15 protein-coding genes are annotated in these 16891 nt (G+C 59.6%); 5 read left to right on the forward strand and 10 right to left on the reverse strand.

The annotated features are described in order from the left end of the window. Positions 1–237 precede the first annotated feature (237 nt). Entirely contained in the window at positions 238–759 is a 522-nt protein-coding gene (locus F3I47_RS11290) for a hypothetical protein (protein WP_150028670.1), read from the forward strand. Between the two features lie 127 nt (positions 760–886). Here the strand turns inward: F3I47_RS11290 and uhpT are convergent, their stop codons facing one another. The 5 genes from uhpT to F3I47_RS11315 form a co-directional block, all read right to left on the reverse strand. Then, positions 887–2278 carry a hexose-6-phosphate:phosphate antiporter gene (uhpT, locus tag F3I47_RS11295; protein ID WP_009092301.1) on the reverse strand — a complete coding sequence of 464 codons (1392 nt, stop codon included), beginning with the start codon at positions 2276–2278 and terminating at the stop codon, positions 887–889. A gap of 151 nt (positions 2279–2429) precedes the next feature. Beyond that, positions 2430–3758, reverse strand: coding sequence for an MFS transporter (locus F3I47_RS11300; RefSeq protein ID WP_150028668.1), 1329 nt, complete (start codon positions 3756–3758; stop codon positions 2430–2432). Positions 3759–3767: 9 nt separating this feature from the next. Further along, positions 3768–5267: a signal transduction histidine-protein kinase/phosphatase UhpB gene (uhpB, locus tag F3I47_RS11305; RefSeq protein ID WP_150028667.1), complete on the reverse strand. Its 1500-nt coding sequence runs from the start codon at positions 5265–5267 to the stop codon at positions 3768–3770. Beyond that, complete coding sequence (uhpA, locus tag F3I47_RS11310; RefSeq protein WP_140028820.1) at positions 5264–5857, reverse strand: transcriptional regulator UhpA; 594 nt, start codon at positions 5855–5857, stop codon at positions 5264–5266. The genes uhpB and uhpA overlap by 4 nt, the downstream gene beginning before the upstream one ends. Positions 5858–6038: 181 nt before the next feature. Beyond that, the gene (locus F3I47_RS11315; RefSeq protein WP_150028666.1) at positions 6039–6707 is read right to left on the reverse strand and encodes a YecA family protein; all 669 of its coding nucleotides are present in this window, start codon (positions 6705–6707) and stop codon (positions 6039–6041) included. Positions 6708–6945: 238 nt separating this feature from the next. Between F3I47_RS11315 and F3I47_RS11320 the strand changes: the two genes are divergently transcribed. Next, entirely contained in the window at positions 6946–8226 is a 1281-nt protein-coding gene (locus F3I47_RS11320) for a serine hydrolase (RefSeq protein ID WP_190311309.1), read from the forward strand. A gap of 94 nt (positions 8227–8320) precedes the next feature. Beyond that, positions 8321–8833 carry an RcnB family protein gene (locus F3I47_RS11325; protein ID WP_033736413.1) on the forward strand — a complete coding sequence of 171 codons (513 nt, stop codon included), beginning with the start codon at positions 8321–8323 and terminating at the stop codon, positions 8831–8833. 33 nt (positions 8834–8866) lie between these two features. Here F3I47_RS11325 and F3I47_RS11330 read toward each other — a convergent pair whose 3' ends face one another. From F3I47_RS11330 to F3I47_RS11345, 4 genes are all read right to left on the reverse strand, one after another. Then, on the reverse strand, positions 8867–9979 hold the full coding sequence (locus tag F3I47_RS11330) for an FAD-binding oxidoreductase (protein ID WP_009092291.1): 1113 nt from the start codon (positions 9977–9979) through the stop codon (positions 8867–8869). Positions 9980–9998: 19 nt separating this feature from the next. Next, positions 9999–10751 (reverse strand): amino acid ABC transporter ATP-binding protein, encoded by a 753-nt coding sequence (locus F3I47_RS11335; protein WP_009092290.1) that lies wholly within the window; start codon positions 10749–10751, stop codon positions 9999–10001. After that, entirely contained in the window at positions 10744–11553 is an 810-nt protein-coding gene (locus F3I47_RS11340) for an amino acid ABC transporter permease (RefSeq protein ID WP_150028665.1), read from the reverse strand. Before F3I47_RS11340 ends, F3I47_RS11335 begins: the two co-directional genes overlap by 8 nt. A 61-nt stretch (positions 11554–11614) precedes the next feature. After that, a complete protein-coding gene (locus F3I47_RS11345) occupies positions 11615–12427 on the reverse strand; it encodes an ABC transporter substrate-binding protein (RefSeq protein WP_140028824.1) in 813 nt (270 codons plus the stop codon). Positions 12428–12620: 193 nt separating this feature from the next. Between F3I47_RS11345 and F3I47_RS11350 the strand changes: the two genes are divergently transcribed. Both F3I47_RS11350 and F3I47_RS11355 read left to right on the forward strand, forming a co-directional pair. Further along, a complete protein-coding gene (locus F3I47_RS11350) occupies positions 12621–13691 on the forward strand; it encodes a LacI family DNA-binding transcriptional regulator (RefSeq protein WP_058958262.1) in 1071 nt (356 codons plus the stop codon). Positions 13692–13814: 123 nt separating this feature from the next. Beyond that, entirely contained in the window at positions 13815–14528 is a 714-nt protein-coding gene (locus F3I47_RS11355) for a GNAT family N-acetyltransferase (protein ID WP_150028664.1), read from the forward strand. Between the two features lie 63 nt (positions 14529–14591). Here F3I47_RS11355 and opgB read toward each other — a convergent pair whose 3' ends face one another. Next, positions 14592–16883: a phosphatidylglycerol--membrane-oligosaccharide glycerophosphotransferase gene (gene opgB, locus F3I47_RS11360; protein WP_150028663.1), complete on the reverse strand. Its 2292-nt coding sequence runs from the start codon at positions 16881–16883 to the stop codon at positions 14592–14594. Positions 16884–16891 lie beyond the last annotated feature (8 nt).

The following is a 16891-nucleotide window of genomic DNA, read 5'->3' on the forward strand; positions in this document are numbered from 1 at the left end:
TGGGGCATGCCTCTCAGTTGTGTCAGGCATTGAAATCAGAAAACGACAGAAAAAATCATTCTTCCGCCTGGTTGATAAAGAATAGGGTAGAGAAAAAGCAGGGGGAAATTATTTATGGCTCTGCATGGAAAGTTTGTGCATAGGGTCTCTTACGTAATGCAACTTTGAGAACGTAAAAGAGAGAGGGTTGTTGTATGAAGGAGCTAATGGTTTATGAAAATATTAAGGTCATTGCTCATGGCAAAGCGTGCCTTTAATCTTTTTATCAGGATAGCGTTGTTTACTGTAATTATGCTGCTTGTCGCTAAAGCGGTTCCCTATGAAGGGGGAGTGAACGCTTTAACAGCATCATTTGATTTTCATAACGCTCAGGTTTTGACCCGTTTTATTCTGGGTGAGCCTGACCCGGAGGTCTGGGAATCATTAAGGGACTACATCAGCATTTTAGTTAATACCCTGATTAGCGTGCCTGTTATGAGTGTGCTCATCACTTTTTTCAACGGCGTTACGCGAAAGATAAGGCCAGGTTATCTTGCTAAAGAGTGGGCTTTCTCAACGTTGCGTCGGTTGGGGAAAATCTTTTTGTTCACATTTATCTTTTGGCTGCTTTTTCGAACGCTGCCTTATTCATGCTTTTTCCCGGATGAACAGGCTTTTTCATCATTAAATCTCGCAGCGTTTCTGGCATCAAATCTGTTATTAACGATTGCCTGTTATTACGTTGTCAGGACGAAAATAAAATTGAAGAGGAGAGGATAAAATGCCTGTTCCAGCCAGTTTGCAGGCATTAAGCGTAACGGCGAATTGAGTCAGCAAAAGCCAAACAGAGTCCTGTGAGGGGTTGGGCACAAAAAAGGCCCGGCATCCGCCGGGCCCGATAACATCTTTATGCCATCTTCAGCCGCTGCAGTCGCTTCTCGCGGCGAATCTTGCGCTCCTCCATCACGGCGACCATCGCCATCAGACAGATACAGGCGATAGCGGCGGTATCCAGTGCGGCAAAGGTGCCTGCCCAGCCGGTCAGGCCGAAGATTGGTGTGCCGTCTGCGATCATGCCCAGGCCCAGCTTGGCAAAGCTGTCGCCAATCAGGTAGGCGAAGGTGCCTTTAATACCGTCGGCGGCGCTAATCGCTTTTTTCGGGACGAAACCCACGGCGGCCACGCCGATCAGTAACTGCGGGCCAAACACCAGAAAGCCCAGCGCAAACAGCGAAGCCAGATAGACATACTGGTTGCTGGCATGCTGATAGATCCCCAGCGTGGCGATAATCAGCGCTAACGCGACGCAGGCCACCAGCGCACGACGGCCATTGGCCAGATCGGATAACCAGCCCCACAGCAGCGTCCCCACCAGCGCACCCGCTTCAAACAGGGTAAAGCCCTGAATCGCGATCTCTTTTGAGAGCTTCAGCTCCTGAAAAGCATAAACCGTTGACCACTGATCGATACCGATGCGCACCACATAGAGGAAGATGTTGGCGAAGCAGAGCAGCCAGATCACCTTATTCTTCAGTACATATTCAACAAAGATCTGCCATTTGGTCATCGACTCATCTTCGGCCTCTTTATCCTCTTCGCTCAGCTCCTCGCCGAACAGCTCTTCGGCTTTGCCCAGACCATAGGACTCCGGCGAGTCGCTGCCGTAGCGCAGGCCGATAAAGCCGACAATCAGCGCGATGATCGACGGGAAGATAAACATTCCGACCACGTGACCGTCGAACAGCACATTGGCACCAAACAGCGCGACGCCCGCGGCACCGGCTCCGCCAAGGTTGTGAGAGATGTTCCACATGCCAAGGTAGGAGCCTCGCTTACGGCGCGGTGTCCATTTGGTGATGGTGGAGTAGCTACAGGAGCCGCCGGTGCTCTGGAAGAAGCCGCTCAGGGCGTAAAACGCGATCATCAGGAACAGGCTGATCGAACCGCTGCCCATGCTGGCGCTGAACCCCAGCATACAGATGGCCGAAAGGATCAGCATAAACGGCAGAAACTGCTTGGTGTTTTTACCGTCCGCATAATAGGAGACCAGGGTTTTCCCGACGCCATAGGTGATGGAAAAGCCCAGACCAATCATCCCCAGCTGGGTCATGCTCAGCCCGTAGGTGGTGATCATATCGTTCTGCGCGATATTGAAGTTTTTGCGGATCAGATACATGGTCAGGTAGCCGATAAAGACCACCAGATAGGACTGCATAAAGGGCTTGAACCACATCTTGCGCCGCAGTTCGATTGGCAGATCCAGCGTGGGTCTGCGCACCTGTTTGAGGAAGGCCAGCATGGAAGGGGATTCTCCTGGTTGGAAAACTGCCATCGGCAGCGAATGGCTGGCATTGTAAAAACCGCTGACCAGACCAGCCTGAGACAGCGTCCAGGCGAAACCAGGAAAATGTCTTAGTTTTGCCCGACTCAGGGCAAAAAAGAGAGGCGTATCACGCTTCAGGCTGGGGGCGCGGCGCCTGCGCATTCAGAAACGGCAGCAGCAGCAGGGCAGAGATCCCCGCAGCCGTGGCAATCACCGCAAAGAAGCCGCTCCAGTGCCAGACGTCGATCACCCACGCCAGCGGCCAGCCGGAGAGCGACGCGCCAAGGTAGGCAAACAGGCCGACAAAGCCGGTTGCCGCGCCCGCCGCGTCTTTGTGTGAACACTCCGCCGCCGCCATGCCGATCAGCATCTGCGGGCCGAAGACAAAGAATCCGGTCGTGAAGAAGCAGGCTGCCTGCATCACATAGCTGGTAAAGGGCATCAGCCAGAGTGAACCCACGGAAAGCAGAATGCCGGCGGCGAAAATCAGGTTCATCGGGCCGCGATTGCCGTTAAACAGCCTGTCCGATCCCCAGCCGGCCACCAGTGCGCCCATCACGCCGCCCAGTTCGAACAGCGTAATGGCGGAGTTCGCCGTCACCAGGTCGACGCCCAGCGTCTCCGAAATGTAGAGGTTGCCCCAGTCATTAAGTGCGGCACGGACGACATAGACCAGCACGTAGCAGAGTGACAGCAGCCAGATGTAGGGGTTGAGCAGCACGTAGCGCGTCAGGATCGCCTGGCGGCTCAGGCCCGCACCTTCCTGCTGCTGCGCCATCTCCATCTCATCCTGTCGCCAGTCGCCCACGGCAGGCAGGCCCACGGTCTGAGGCCGGTCGCGCAGACGCCAGCAGAGAAACAGCCCGGCAAGGATCGCCAGACTGCCCGCAATCATCATCCCGGTTCGCCAGCCATACTGCAGCGCCACCGCGCCGATAATGATCGGGATGAGCGCGCCGCCCACGTTGTGAGCGGTGTTCCAGAATGCCCACCAGCCGCCCCGTTCGTTACGCGAATACCAGCTGGTGAGCAGGCGGGCGCAGACCGGCGCTCCCCAGCCCTGGAAAAAGGCGTTGAGGGTCCAGAGCAGCGCAAAGGCCCACAGCGAGGTGGAGAAGCCAAACAGGATATTGACCACGCCCGTGGCCATCAGGCCCAGCCCCATAAAGTAGCGCGCATCAGAGCGGTCGCTGACGATGCCGGAGAAAAACTTCGACAGGCCGTAGGTGATGTAAAACAGCGTCGCCAGCAGGCCGATATCGGTTCGCAGCATGACACCGCTGGCGATCACTTCCGGCGCTGCCGCATTGAAGCTCTTGCGGGTAAAGTAGAACAGCGCATAGCCGATCCAGATGGTCGCCATGATGTGGCGGCGCCAGTAGCGATAGCGGCTGTCAATCTCACGTTTATCCTGCAGCGGCGCCGCGTCAGGAGGCGTTTTCAGAAAGGTAAACACGGCAGTTCCTCAGACAGCCCGCAGCGGCAGATGGACGCTGACGCGGGTTCCATGGGTGCAGGAGAGGGTCAGCGATCCGCCCAGCGCGGTGACGCGTTCGCGCATCCCGACCAGCCCAAAACGCTGCTGACCGGAGCCTGGCGGCAGACCGCAGCCATCATCTTCAATCACCAGCAGCAGGCGATCATCCTGCTGCCAGCCTTTGATTATCACGGCGCTGGCGCTGGCATGTTTAACAACGTTGTTCAGCGCCTCCTGGCAGATGCGAAACAGCGTGACGCGCTGCGCTTCACTCAGCAGCGTCTCATCAATGCGCCAGTGAAGATGACTGACGATGCCGGCATCTTCCAGCTCCATCTCCCGCATCAGAGAACGGATCGCCTGCTCCAGCGAAAGGTCATCCAGCTGCCGCGGCCGCAGACGCCCCAGCAGTCGCCGTACCGCGTCATACACGCCCAGCGAGAGTTGTTCAATGTGGACGCCACTCTGGATCACCCGGCTGTTGTCCGGCGCCACGCGCTGCATAATGCCCGCCTGCGTGCGGATCGCCGTGATCGTCTGCCCGATATCATCGTGCAGTTCACGCGCCACTTCCTGACGCACGCTCTCCTCCGTCTCCACCAGGCGTTCCGCCAGGCGCCGGTTGCGCGCCAGCTCACTCTGCAGGGAGTGGTTCAGCTCGCGCAGCCGCTGGATACCGGCACCCAGCAGCAGCCCGGTCAGGCTCTGGGCCAGCAGGGAGAGCAGCAGATCGACGGGATGGTCATGCCAGGTCTGGCTGGCGATCAGCGCGATGGCATTCATCAGCGTGGCGATCAGTGCGCCCTGCCAGCCGTAGTGCCAGGCCAGCGCAATGATGGGCAGCGCCAGACAGAAGGGGGTAAAGCGTGACAGCTCTGCAGGCAGGCCAAGCTGCAACCAGAGGCTGATGACAAACAGCAGCAGATACCAGACAAGGTGCCGGGCGCGCCAGTTGACCGGCTGCGAAATCAGCGACGGGCCCAGCGGCTGCCAGCGGGTTCGGGTGAGGTAGTGCCAGAAGACCAGGCAGGTCGGGGCCAGCGTCAGGCCGCCGGTCAGCGTCAGCAGCAGGGTGTTGAGCATCTCCGCCTGACCGGCCCAGGGCAGAGACTGCAGCAGCGCTGCGGCGATCAGCGCCGCGCCCTGGCTCAGCAGCGTGCGCCAGTCACGCTGGTGGCGGAAACGGGAGATCAGCGCCACCGGCAGCAGCGTCAGCACGCCGCCCGCCATCAACAGCGGCAGATGCGCCAGGGAAACGGCCTTCGCCAGCCAGAGCAGCATGACCCACTCAGCCGCCAGCAGCACCGGCCAGTAACTGCGCGGGCATTGCAGCATCAGCCCCAGACGCAGGCCAAACGGGAAGAGCAGCACCGCCAGCTCCGGGCGTTCAACCAGGTGCAGGCTGATACTCCACAGGCAGAACCAGGCTGCCGAGAAGAGGAAGAAACTGGCGACCACTGAGATCAGCCGGGAGAAGAGAGGGCTCATTGCCAGCCATCAAACATGCGGCGCGCCAGCTCCACATCGTTGCTGACGCCGAGCTTCTCCATCAGGTTGGCGCGATGGACATGCACGGTTTTGGGTGACAGGCCGAGTTCAGCCGCGATCTCTTTGACCGCCATGCCCTGAGAGAGCCTCTCTGCGACCTCACGTTCGCGACGGGTCAGCGGGTCCTGACGTCCGGCGGCCAGTTTAACCGCAATCTCTGGCGTCAGATAACAGCCGCCGGTGGAGACGGTGCGCACCGCCGCGATCAGCTCATCGGGGCGACAGCGTTTGGAGAGAAAGCCACGCGCACCGGCATTCAGCGCCTGTTCAACCAGTGCCGGGCTGTCGTGTACAGAGAGCATGATAGTGGCCAGCCCCGCCGGAAGCTGGCTCAGTAACGCCAGCCCGGAGAGGTCCGGCATCGAAATATCGCAGATGCAGACCTGGACGCCCCGGCCCGGTAACCCTGCCAGCGCCTCACGGCCGGAGCCGAACTCCGCCACCACCTGAAAATCAGGTTCCAGGGCGAGCAACTGGGCAAAACCGGAGCGGACGATAAGGTGATCGTCAATCAGCGCGAGGGTAATCATGGCGTTTCCTGGCAGGTAAAATCGCGCTTACCTTAGCGATAAGCGTGAAGCTGTTCAAGTCGTGAGCACTCTACAGGATTGCGGGGGCGGGCGGGGTGACAGCGGTCAGATCGCTGGCGATCGGCAGATTAAATCTGCCGGGCAGAACCCCACCCGGCCGATCAGAACGCACTCCGTTCGATCAATGCAGACAGCACTGCTTATATTTTTTGCCGCTGCCGCACGGGCAGGGATCGTTGCGGCCGGGCTGCTTATCGACGGTCACCGGCTGTTGCGGTACCGGCACCGCCTCGGGCTGCGAGATCCAGTGATCGTGCAGCGCCAGCGCAGCGGGGCGGATAGCTTCGATGCTGGCTTCCATCTCTTCCGGTGTCATGGCGTCGAGCTTTTCGAGGTTCTCCTCGGTGCCATGCAGGGCGATAGCGTCCAGCGCAGACTGCAGATCCGCGGGCAGCGCCGACCAGTCGGTCAGTGCGACGCCACGCATATAGCCGAAGCACCACTCTTCCACCACGGTAAACTCCAGTCCTTCCATCTCACGGATGCCAAACAGCGGTTCAAACTGCTCCGGGAATTCCGCTAAGCGGTCTGCCACGTCATTCATATGCTGGAAGCAAAGCGACATAAAGCGCGTCATTTCGCGCTCGTTGCTCCATTTCGGAATCTGTTTCTCGCCACCCCACAGGGCCACCAGCCACTGGCTGGGTTCCACGGTTACGGGACCGGAGAGGATCGCCGTCAGCAGTCCATCGAGTTCGGAGACATCGAGAATCGACGCTTCGCTGCCATACTTTTCCAGCATATCTTCCAGCCATTGCAGCTCTTTTTCGGTCAGTGGGCCTTCTTTCATGCGGTTGCCTCCCGGGCATATCTAAATTTCAGCGCGGCGTTGAGCCTTAAAACCGCAGCAGTGTACACCCTTGCGGGCAGCAACACAGCTAACGCTGTCCGGCATCAGCAGGGTTAACCTGCGTTTAACCCCCCTTTTACCCCATTATGCAGGCGATAGCCCGCCGCACTTTATGGTACCTTTTTGCGCTACGGCCAGCCTGCTGCGCGATAACTCTACTTAACTGAATGATTACTTTATGAAAAAGGAATTTTCTGGCAGCCGGATCGCTGCGTTCTGCCTCCGACGGCTGGCTCAGGTCGCTCAGCGGATCGGCAGACCCTGCGGGATCGCTGCGGCGATCGTTCTGCTGACCGGCTGTGGCACCCTGTCGCAAACCTCCGCCCCGGTCAGCAATCGTGTCTACCTGACGCATGCCACCTTCAACGAAAATGTCGATGACATCGTGCAGCACTACATGCAGCAGAAGCAGGTTCCTGGCATCAGCATTGCCGTCATCCATCATGATGAGCCAACGCACTACTATTCATTTGGCGTCACCGATCGGGTGCATCGCTATCCGGTGACCCCGGACACCCTGTTTGCGCTGGGATCGCTGAGTAAGGGCGTGACGGCCGAGGTGATTATCCAGCTGGTGGATCAGGGCAAACTGCACTGGAGCGACACGCTGGCCGATCTGCTGCCCGCGGGCGTGCCGCTGAGTCGTGACGCACGCCGCATCACGCTGCTGCAGCTGGTGACGCATACCTCCGGTCTGCCGCGGCAGGATATGGATCTGCCGATGCTGCACCAGTTCATCCGCTATCTCGGCACGGGCGAGAACTTCTACGGCAATCTGGACAGCGATAGCGTGCTGAGTTACCTGGCGGATTTCTCTGCTCCGGCGGTTCGCAGGCCTTGCTACTCCAACCTCGGCTATGCGCTGCTGGGCTTCATTCTGCGCGAGCGCTTTCATCAGGATATCCAGACGCTGGCGTCCCGGCTTATCTTCGCCCCGTTAAAGATGGATCAGAGCAGTTTTGAGCCGGAAACGCTGGCGGGCTATCCGTGGCGCGCGCTGGGCCACGCCGGCGATCAGCCGAAATTTATCCGCCGTGGCGCGCTGACGCCTGACTGGCATTTTCACGGCAACATGGTGGCGGCGGCCAGCCTTTACAGCAGCGCGCGCGATCTGAGTCGCTATCTGCGCGCGCACCTAACGGCCACCGGTGATGCAGAACGGGACAGGGCGTTTGCGGCGGTGAACCGTGCCTGGTACCGGCAGGGCGCACAGACGCAGAATATCGCCTGGGTCACCGAGACAACAGAAGGGCAGCCGATCACCTATCAGGTGGGCTACATCGGCGGCTACGCGAGTTTTATCGGCTACGATAAAGGTCACGGTAACGCGATTGTGGTGCTGCAGAACGGTTTTAACTGGAGTAACTATTTAGGCATTGCGCTGTTGGTCGATCTGGCAACTCAGGATAAAGTGGTCGCACAGCGATCCGTTACCGCTGACCAGGGCGCCATAAAGTGAATTGCGCTGTGTTGCCTGGCACATAGCGTCATCGCGCCGGAACTGAAGTGCGATAAATTTAGCCTGACTGTCAAAATTCAACGTGGAAATCATTATGCGCAGGACTCAACGTGTACTTTTATCAATGGGATTACTGGTTGGCTCACTGAGCCTGATCCCTGCTGTTCAGGCGGCTGGCGAAGCCACCGACAGCGTTCCGCCTCCGCCGCAGATCCAGCCCGCTAACCCGGATGCCCAGCCGCAGTCTGGTGCAGGCAGCGCCCAGCCGGACAACGGTGCCGCGCAGAGCCAGGCACCGACCAGCTCACCGTCTAACGATGGCATTACGCCGACGACGCCTACCACGCCGTCAACGGCCAACAGTGCGCGCCCGAATTACGATCTCAGCACCATCATCATCGACTACAAACAGTACAACATCGGTGACACGGTGCCAGAGAAGTACACGGATAAAACCTACACCATCGTTGAGTGGCAGAAACGCAATCTGCCGGCCCCGCAGGAGAACACCCACTGGGCCTACATCAACGCCAACTACATCCTGATTACCAATGACACCGGCAAAATCGTCATGGGGAAATCGGGTGATATCTTCTTCCGTGGCTAAGATAATCAGCCGGTCGTGATGACCGGCTTTTTTTCAGCCGAAGCGCTCAGCCCCAAAGCTGGCCAGCATCGGATGCTTCTCACCGGTCACGATCTCCTCCGCCAGCAGCTCGCCGACAATCAGCGCCAGCGTGGCACCCGAATGGGTGAAGGCCACATAACAGCCCGGCACCTTCTGCAGTTCACCCAGCACCGGATCGCCATCGCCCGGAATCGGCTTCAGGCCAATCTTCCAGCTCTGCACGCTGAGCGGCTCGTCGCCGCGTAACAGCCGGCTCGCCTCCGCGGCCAGCGTGGCCACGACATGTTCATCAATATGGTAATCGCCGTCGGCCAGCGGCTGGATATCCGCCTCATACCAGTCATGATCCAGCGCGTAGCGGTTGCCGGGATTCGGTCTGATGGCGGCGCGCGGGGTGTTGAGCACCGCTTTCAGCTGATGCCCGGCCGGTTCCGTGATCACCAGCATCGAGACCGGCGAACCATTGGGGATCGTCACGCCCAGCGGGGCGACCACGTCCGGGGTCCAGGGGCCGCAGGCGACCACTACCGCATCCGCCCGCATCTCCCCCTTGTCACTGCGAATGCCGCAGGCCCGGCCCTGATCGGTGATCACGGCGGCTTTACCGGCGTGCTCGATCACTTCGCCGCCGCGTGACCGGAACTGGTTCAGCAGATAATCCACCAGGTGCGGCAGGCTGACCCAGCCTTCACCCGGATTAAAGATCGCCTGCGACGGCAGCGCATCGGGATCGACCGTCGCATCTGCCAGCGCCACGTTATCGGCACTCATGAGCTGAGAGTCGTAGCCGTGCGCCTTCTCATAGGCGTGTCGGGCCTGCGTCCCGGCCGCATCGTTGCTGAACCAGCAAAGGCCGCCATCAAAACGCAGCCAGTCGAGATCAGGGTGCTGCGCAAACAGCGTGCGATAGCGATCGATGCCCGCCATGCGCAGCGCATGATAGGGCCGGGAGCGCTCGCCTGCCGAATTGAGCCAGGAGAGTGAACGTCCCGATGCGCCGGAACAGACCTCCGCCTCGGTCACCAGCGTCACCGCCGCCCCGCGTTTTGTCAGCTCCAGCGCCGTCGAAACGCCCAGCACGCCGCCGCCCAGTACCACCACCTTCATTTCAGTTTTTACCGCCATTGTCAGGTTCCTTGCTCAGTTACAGCACTTCAGAGAGAAAACGTTGCAGGCGCGGCGACTGCGGCGCGTCAAAAATGGCGTCTGGCGGCCCGGCTTCCACAATCTCGCCTTCGTCCATAAACACCACCTGATCCGCCACTTTGCGCGCAAAGCCCATTTCATGTGTCACCACCACCATCGTCATGCCGCGACGACAAAGATCCGCCATCAGCGTCAGGACCCCTTTCACCAGTTCGGGGTCAAGCGCGGAGGTGGCCTCGTCGAACAGCATCACCTCCGGATCCATCGCCAGCGCCCGGGCTATCGCGACCCGCTGCTGCTGCCCGCCGGAGAGATCGCGCGGCCGGTGATCGGCGCGCTGACCCAGACCGACCTCTTCCAGCCGCTGACGCGCAATCGCCATCGCCTGCGCCTTGGGCAGGCCTTTGACACACCAGGGGGCGAGGGCGACGTTCTCCAGCGCAGTGTGATCGGGGAAGAGATTGAAGTGCTGAAACACCATGCCAATCCGCAGCCGCAGCGCATCAGGCTTGTCGCGCAGCACGGAGCGATCGGCCAGCAAAACATCCCCCGACTGCGGTTCGTGCAGCCGGTTGATACCGCGCAGCAGGGTCGATTTACCCGATCCTGATGGCCCGATAATGCAGGTGGTGGTGCCCGGGGCCACCTGCAGGGAGACCTTACGCAGCACTTCAATCGGGCCATAGGCGAGGGTCAGATTGCGCAGCTCCAGGCTGGCGCCGCGCCAGCTCGCGCCATTCAGATTATTCATGGTTGCCTCCCATCCGGGGGTGAGTGACCAGAACGGCGCCGCCGGACGGTCTGACCTCATCCACCTCTTTCAGACCGCTTTGCGGGGCCGTCAGACGACGGCGTCCGGTGCGGTAGCGCACATCGACATAGTTGACCATGTGCGTCAGCGGCACCGTGATCATCAGGTAGAAGAGTCCTGCCAGCATCAGGGGCGACAGGTTGCCGGTCAGCACCGCCGCATCCTGACCCACGCGAAACAGCTCACGCTGCTGCGTCATCAGGCCGAGCAGATAGACCAGCGACGAATCCTTGATGATGGCGATGAACTGGTTAACGATGGCGGGCAGCACGCGACGGATCCCCTGTGGGATGATGACCCGTCGCATGGCCCGGCCATAGCTCATCCCCAGCGCACGGCACGCTTCCAGCTGGCCACGTTCCACGCTCTGGATACCGGCGCGAAAAATCTCGCCCATGTAGGCGCTGGCGATCAGGCTGAGGGCGAAGATCCCCAGCGGATAGGGTGTCGGACCGAACAGCTGATAGCTGAAGCGCGCCAGACCCTGACCAATCAGCAGAATGGTCAGAATGGAAGGCAGACCGCGAAACAGATCGGTATAGAGCCGGGCAGGCACCCGCAGCCAGCGCGAGGGCGAGATGCCCATCAGCGCCAGCAGCAGGCCAAACAGCGTGCCGAGCAGCGTCGCCGCCACTGAGATAATCACCGTGTTGACCAGGCCGGTGGTCAGCATCTGCGGCAGTACTTCCCTCATTGATGAAAAATCAAAGAAGGTGCGGGAAAGAATCGTGAGCAGCTCCATCGCCGTCTCCTTGCAGAGCGGGGCATCCCCCGGTTAACTCAGGACGTAAACGTCCACCTCTTTACTGACCGCCAGGCAGATACTGTTTTGGCATCGGCGATCCGGGGAACCACTTCTGGTAGAGCCGTTGCCAGGTGCCATCCTGCATCGCAGCCTTGATGGCGTTGTCCAGCGCGGCCTTGAAGGCGGGTTTACCTTTGGCAATGGCAATGCCCGCCGGTGCATCAAAAGAGGGGATATCGGCGGCAGAGACCAGCTTAAAGCGTTCGGCGTAGCTTTTGGCCGCCTCATAGTCGAGGAAGACGGCGTCGAGCGTGCCGTTGTTGAGGGCAGAGACCGCGCTGTTGTTATCCGGGAAGCGCACCAGATCGGTCTGCGGGAAGTGCTCCACGGCATAGTTCTCCTGGAGCGTGCCCTGAACCACGCCGAGCCGGTGCTTGGCCAGCGTGGCGACATCTTTCACGCCGCTGTCATGACGGGTCAGAACGGTGAGGAACCCGGCCAGATAGCCGGTGGAGAAATCGACCGTTTTTTCCCGCGCCGGGGTGATGCCAATCGCCGCCACCGCCGCATCGTACTGACCGTTGGCGACCGCGGGCATGATGGCCGAGAAGTCCTGACCAATAAAATCGACCTTATCGATGCCCATGCGGTGGGCGACATTTCTGAAAAATTCGACGTCGAAGCCGGTGAACTGACCGCTGGCGTCGGTGAAGGTGTAAGGCTTTGAGTCGCCGACGCTGGCGATGCGAAGCTGACCCGGTTCGATCAGCCCATAGGGATTGTTGTCGCTGGCGGCCAGCGTCGGGAACGACAGTGAACAGAGTGCGAGTGCGGTGCCGAGCAGTTTGCCCAGTGTGATTTGCGATTTCATAGCTCATCCGTTTTTGCAGGTTTAAACATCAGAGACTGTTGAGCCAGTAATTCTGATTGAGACCGGTCTCAACGCAGGTGGCACCTTAAGACAGAAACATTGTGAGACCGGTCTCAAGGAGTTACAATGAGTTTAAGCACAGCCTTTTTTCGGCGTCAATATTCCTGTCATCAACCTGTGATTCGAAATAATTATGACCAGCCAGAACAGACGATCCAAAGCGCCGACCGTGGCAGATGTGGCGCGCGCAGCAAATGTTTCCAAAGCCCAGGCGGCGCGCGCGCTGGGTGGCTATGGCGCGGTCAGCGATGAGGTGCAGGAGCGGGTCAACAGCGCCGCCTCCGCGCTGGGCTACCGGCTCAATGCGCTGGCGCGCAGTATGAACACCGGCCGCTCCAATACTATCGGGGTGATTGTCGGCGATATTGAGAATCCTCACTTTGGTCTGGCCCTGCGTGGCATGGCGGACGTGGCGCGCACGGCGGGTTACCATCTGCTGCTGAGCAACAGTGATGAAAAGCTGCAGGCGGAGCAGGATGCGGTGCGGGTGATGCTGGAAAAGCGGGTCGATGGCATTATCGTTGCGCCCTGCTGTTCAGCCCTGGAGCAGAACGCGCATCTGATACAGGTGCAGGAAGAGGGCAGAGCGCTGACGCTGTTCGATCGCGCGGTAACCGGTCTTGATGTGGACGCGGTCTGCTGTGAATTTACCGACGTGGCCGCAGACGTCACGGCCCGGTTGCTGGCCGCGGGGCACCGCCATATCGCCTATATCACCAGCATGGCGCTGACCACTGACTACAGCACGCCAGACGATTTTGGCCTGACGCCGGTTGCCCAGCGCGTGGGCGGCATGATGCAGGCCTTTGCTGACGCAGGCGTGCCGTTTGATCCGTCGCTGGTGCAGGTGAACGCGCTGGACGAGGCATCGATTAGCCGTATCGTCGCGGCGCTGTGGCAGCGTCCGCAGCCGCCCACCGCGCTGGTGGCGTCTGACAGCGTGGTCGCCATGTGGCTGCTGCGCGAAGTGACGCAGCGCGGGCTGCGTATCCCGGCCGATCTCTCTTTTGTGATGTATGACAATTTCCCGTGGAGTGAGATTGTGACGCCACCGCTGACGGTCATTGCGCAGCCGGTCTATGAAATGGGCCGTGAAGCCGCACGACGCCTGATCGCCGCCATCCGCGGCGAGGCCCCCGGCCCCGTGCCGCGCTTCGACGCCCATCTGATGATCCGCCACTCGATTGCTGCGCCGGCCTGCTGAAGAGCAGCCCGGCGCGTCAGACTGTTTACGGGCAAGGGATCCGGGATGTTGCCTGAGGGGCAGGCTTTTTAAGCGGCAGGGAACGTGGCACTCTGCTGACATTATCTGCAGCCGGGAGGCGATATGTCACAACACCTTAATCACTATGGTCAGCCGGTCGGCCAGCCTTTGCCAGACTGGCAGCCGCGTCCTCTGCCACAACATCAGGTTTTCACCGGTCAGTCGTGTCGGCTGGAGCCCTTCAGCGCCGCGCGGCATGGAGAGGCCCTGTCTGACGCCTGGGCGCTGGCGGAAGATGGGCGCGACTGGACCTATATGTTTATGGGGCCGTTCGATGATCCCCAGGCGTGGCAGGATTATCTCCGGCAGCTGGAGGCCAGCCGCGACCCGCTGCATTTCGCCGTGATCGACCTCGCCACCGGAGAGGCGGTGGGCAGCCTGTCGTTAATGCGTATCCAGCCTGAACATGGGGTGATGGAAGTCGGTCATGTCGCTTTTTCGCCCCGTCTGAAGCAAACGCGCATGGCAACAGAGGCGCATTTCCTGCTGATGCAGTACGCCTTTGAAACCCTGGGTTACCGCCGGTATGAGTGGAAATGCGACAGCTGCAATGCGCCTTCTCGCAGAGCCGCGGCACGCCTCGGTTTTCAGTATGAAGGTGATTTCCGGCAGGCCATTGTTTACAAAGGTCGCTCGCGCGACACCAGCTGGTTTTCGATAATCGATCGCGAGTGGCCGCAGGTGAAAAGGGGGCTGCAGCGCTGGCTGGCGGAGGAGAATTTTACCGCCGATGGTCAGCAGCGTGAGAAGCTGGAAGCGCTGCGCGGCAGGCCCTGAAGCGGTGGCGACAAAGTAAGAGGCCTCTGCAAAAACGCAGAGGCCTGAAGAGAAAAGAGGAGATTAAGGCTGGGGCACGATTTTAAGTTCGACCATGCCAATGCCCAGTTTGCGCGGGTCCTGCCCCGTGATATTGCCGGTGTTGCTCAGCTGAGGTTCAGGCGGGGCGATCACCAGCTGGTGGCTGGCGTCCGGGTTATCAAAATGCAGGGTATGGGTCGAGATCGCTTCGCCCAGCGACAGCAGCTGCTGTTGATTGCCCACGCGAACCGGAATCGGCCGGTGCACATTCGCGCCGTAAGCCCGCGCCGTGATCACCAGATCGAACTTCGCGGGCAGGGCATTGACGTAGTCGATATGCACCTCAGGCGCGAGATTGGCATTTGACCAGCGTCCCCAGCTCTCCGGGCGTGAGATGCCGCTGAAGCTTTTCACACTCAGCGGCGCGCCGGGGATATCAAGCCGGAAGCTGTCAGCGCTGTAGCGGATATTGTTATCTTCGATACGGATCTGCGCCAGATTCTGCTGATAACGTGCATCGCTGATCGGCCCGTCCGGGAACTGCACCCGGCCTTTCCATTGCGGTTTGTCGATGTGGGTAACGGACGGTGTGCCGCCGGTTTGCCCCATCGCCACACAGAGATCGCCGGAGAGGGCCAGCGACGGCTGCCAGAGTCGCGCCATTTTAAAACAGCGATCGACCCAGACGAATTTATCGGCTGCCGCGAAATCGGCCAGCTGATAGCGCAGCGGTGCCGAATATTCCCCTTCCGGCATCGGCTCAACGTGTTTGTCGCTGATGCGGAACAGAATCGGCAGCTTAAAAGTGGTCCCGGAGAAGCTGAAGGTATTCTTCGTCTGATCGACGGTGAAGTTCTCCATCTTATTCGGGAAGTTCCAGAGCTGAATGATATCGGGCTTCCAGCTCATGACCTTGCTCTTCATATCGTCAAACTGCGTTGAGAGCGACAGCGAAGAGAGGCTGCTGCGGCCCAGGCCTATCGCATTATCGCCGCCGAGAATATCCAGCAGCGTAGCGCCATTATCCAGCGTGCTGCGCTTTGCCTCCAGCAACTCCGCCTGCGGTTTATCCCCGCGGATCACCATAAAGAGATTGCGACGCGGCTGTTTGATCAGCCAGGGATGCGCGGTGTTGTTCATCGCCAGATGATCGGAACTCACCACGATTACGGTATTTTTAAACCACGGTGACGCTTTGATGCGATCGATCAGCCGCGCAACGTGCTCCTGTGAACAGGCGACCGCGCTGAAGGACTGGTTAGGTTTTCCCTCAATGCTGTAGCTTCGGCGCTGACAGCTGCGCGAGATAAATCCGTCAGGATGGTGGGTGTCGACGGTCAGCGTAAACAGCGCAAAAGGTTTACCGGCCCGGGAGAGCGCCTGATACTTCTCAAAGACTTCGTCGAGCACCGTATCGTCATAATAGCCCCAGTTATTGCGGTAGCTGGGATCGGCGACGCGGCTTTTCAGCTCCTGCGAACCATAGAGGTTGGCAGGATCGAAGCCGTGCGATTTCAGGAAGACATCCTTACCGGCAAAACGCAGATCGGCACCCTGAATAAACCAGTTCTCATAGCCGGAGTTTTTCAGGATGTCGCCCAGACAGACATTCTGCGGATAGAAGCTGGAGAGTGACGCCGACGCATTGCCGTCAAACGGGGCAAACAGCGGAATGCCGCACTGTGAGGCGACCATGCCCGCGATCGTGTAATCGGTGCCCGGCAGCTGTTCAGTCTGGCTGAAATCGATACTCTGCTCTTTCTGACGGCTCAGCTCAGGTGCCAGGCCGGGGAAGGCAATTGGATCAAAATAGGTGCGCTCTAAACTCTCGCCGTAGATATAAACCACGTTGAGGCGCGGCTGATCAATGCGGTTACGCGGCACTTTATAGAAGGTGTCGAAGTCAGAATCGGCCAGCTGGGTATGCGACACGATCAGCGTCGCGACCTGACGAAAGGCGGGGGTAGTCTGCACCGAGCCGATCGCGCAGGCGGCCGCCAGCAGCGACCAGCCCAGATGGTGGGGACGCTTACGCCGCCGCAGCACCCAGGAGAGCAGGCAGAACAGCAGAAACAGCACGATGATCAGCCCGATGGCCGGCACCACATATTTACTGACGCCCGCGCCGGTCAGGCTGTTGGTCAGGGTATAGATCACCGCATCGTTAATGCCGTCGCCGGTGAAATAGTTACTGGCGTAGAGGGTGGCGTTCAGCACCACAAATATCACCAGCAGAACAAGAACAAGCATAAACCAGAATCTGTTACGCCCGGCTTTACAGGAATAGATAGCAATAGCAGCCAGAAACAGCACGACTGACACAAATTCGGACAACGGGAAAT

This window comes from Pantoea sp. M_10 (assembly GCF_008631515.1).
Taxonomy (GTDB): domain Bacteria; phylum Pseudomonadota; class Gammaproteobacteria; order Enterobacterales; family Enterobacteriaceae; genus Pantoea; species Pantoea anthophila.

Coding starts and splice junctions, on each gene's coding strand:
- F3I47_RS11290 (WP_150028670.1), top strand. CDS start 238: ATGGCAAAGCGTGCCTTTAATCTTTTTATCAGGATAGCGTTGTTTACT.
- F3I47_RS11345 (WP_140028824.1), bottom strand. CDS start 12,427: ATGAAATCGCAAATCACACTGGGCAAACTGCTCGGCACCGCACTCGCA.
- F3I47_RS11355 (WP_150028664.1), top strand. CDS start 13,815: ATGTCACAACACCTTAATCACTATGGTCAGCCGGTCGGCCAGCCTTTG.
- F3I47_RS11340 (WP_150028665.1), bottom strand. CDS start 11,553: ATGGAGCTGCTCACGATTCTTTCCCGCACCTTCTTTGATTTTTCATCA.
- F3I47_RS11320 (WP_190311309.1), top strand. CDS start 6,946: ATGAAAAAGGAATTTTCTGGCAGCCGGATCGCTGCGTTCTGCCTCCGA.
- F3I47_RS11335 (WP_009092290.1), bottom strand. CDS start 10,751: ATGAATAATCTGAATGGCGCGAGCTGGCGCGGCGCCAGCCTGGAGCTG.
- F3I47_RS11330 (WP_009092291.1), bottom strand. CDS start 9,979: ATGGCGGTAAAAACTGAAATGAAGGTGGTGGTACTGGGCGGCGGCGTG.
- F3I47_RS11315 (WP_150028666.1), bottom strand. CDS start 6,707: ATGAAAGAAGGCCCACTGACCGAAAAAGAGCTGCAATGGCTGGAAGAT.
- uhpA (WP_140028820.1), bottom strand. CDS start 5,857: ATGATTACCCTCGCGCTGATTGACGATCACCTTATCGTCCGCTCCGGT.
- uhpB (WP_150028667.1), bottom strand. CDS start 5,267: ATGAGCCCTCTCTTCTCCCGGCTGATCTCAGTGGTCGCCAGTTTCTTC.
- F3I47_RS11350 (WP_058958262.1), top strand. CDS start 12,621: ATGACCAGCCAGAACAGACGATCCAAAGCGCCGACCGTGGCAGATGTG.
- F3I47_RS11325 (WP_033736413.1), top strand. CDS start 8,321: ATGCGCAGGACTCAACGTGTACTTTTATCAATGGGATTACTGGTTGGC.
- uhpT (WP_009092301.1), bottom strand. CDS start 2,278: ATGCTGGCCTTCCTCAAACAGGTGCGCAGACCCACGCTGGATCTGCCA.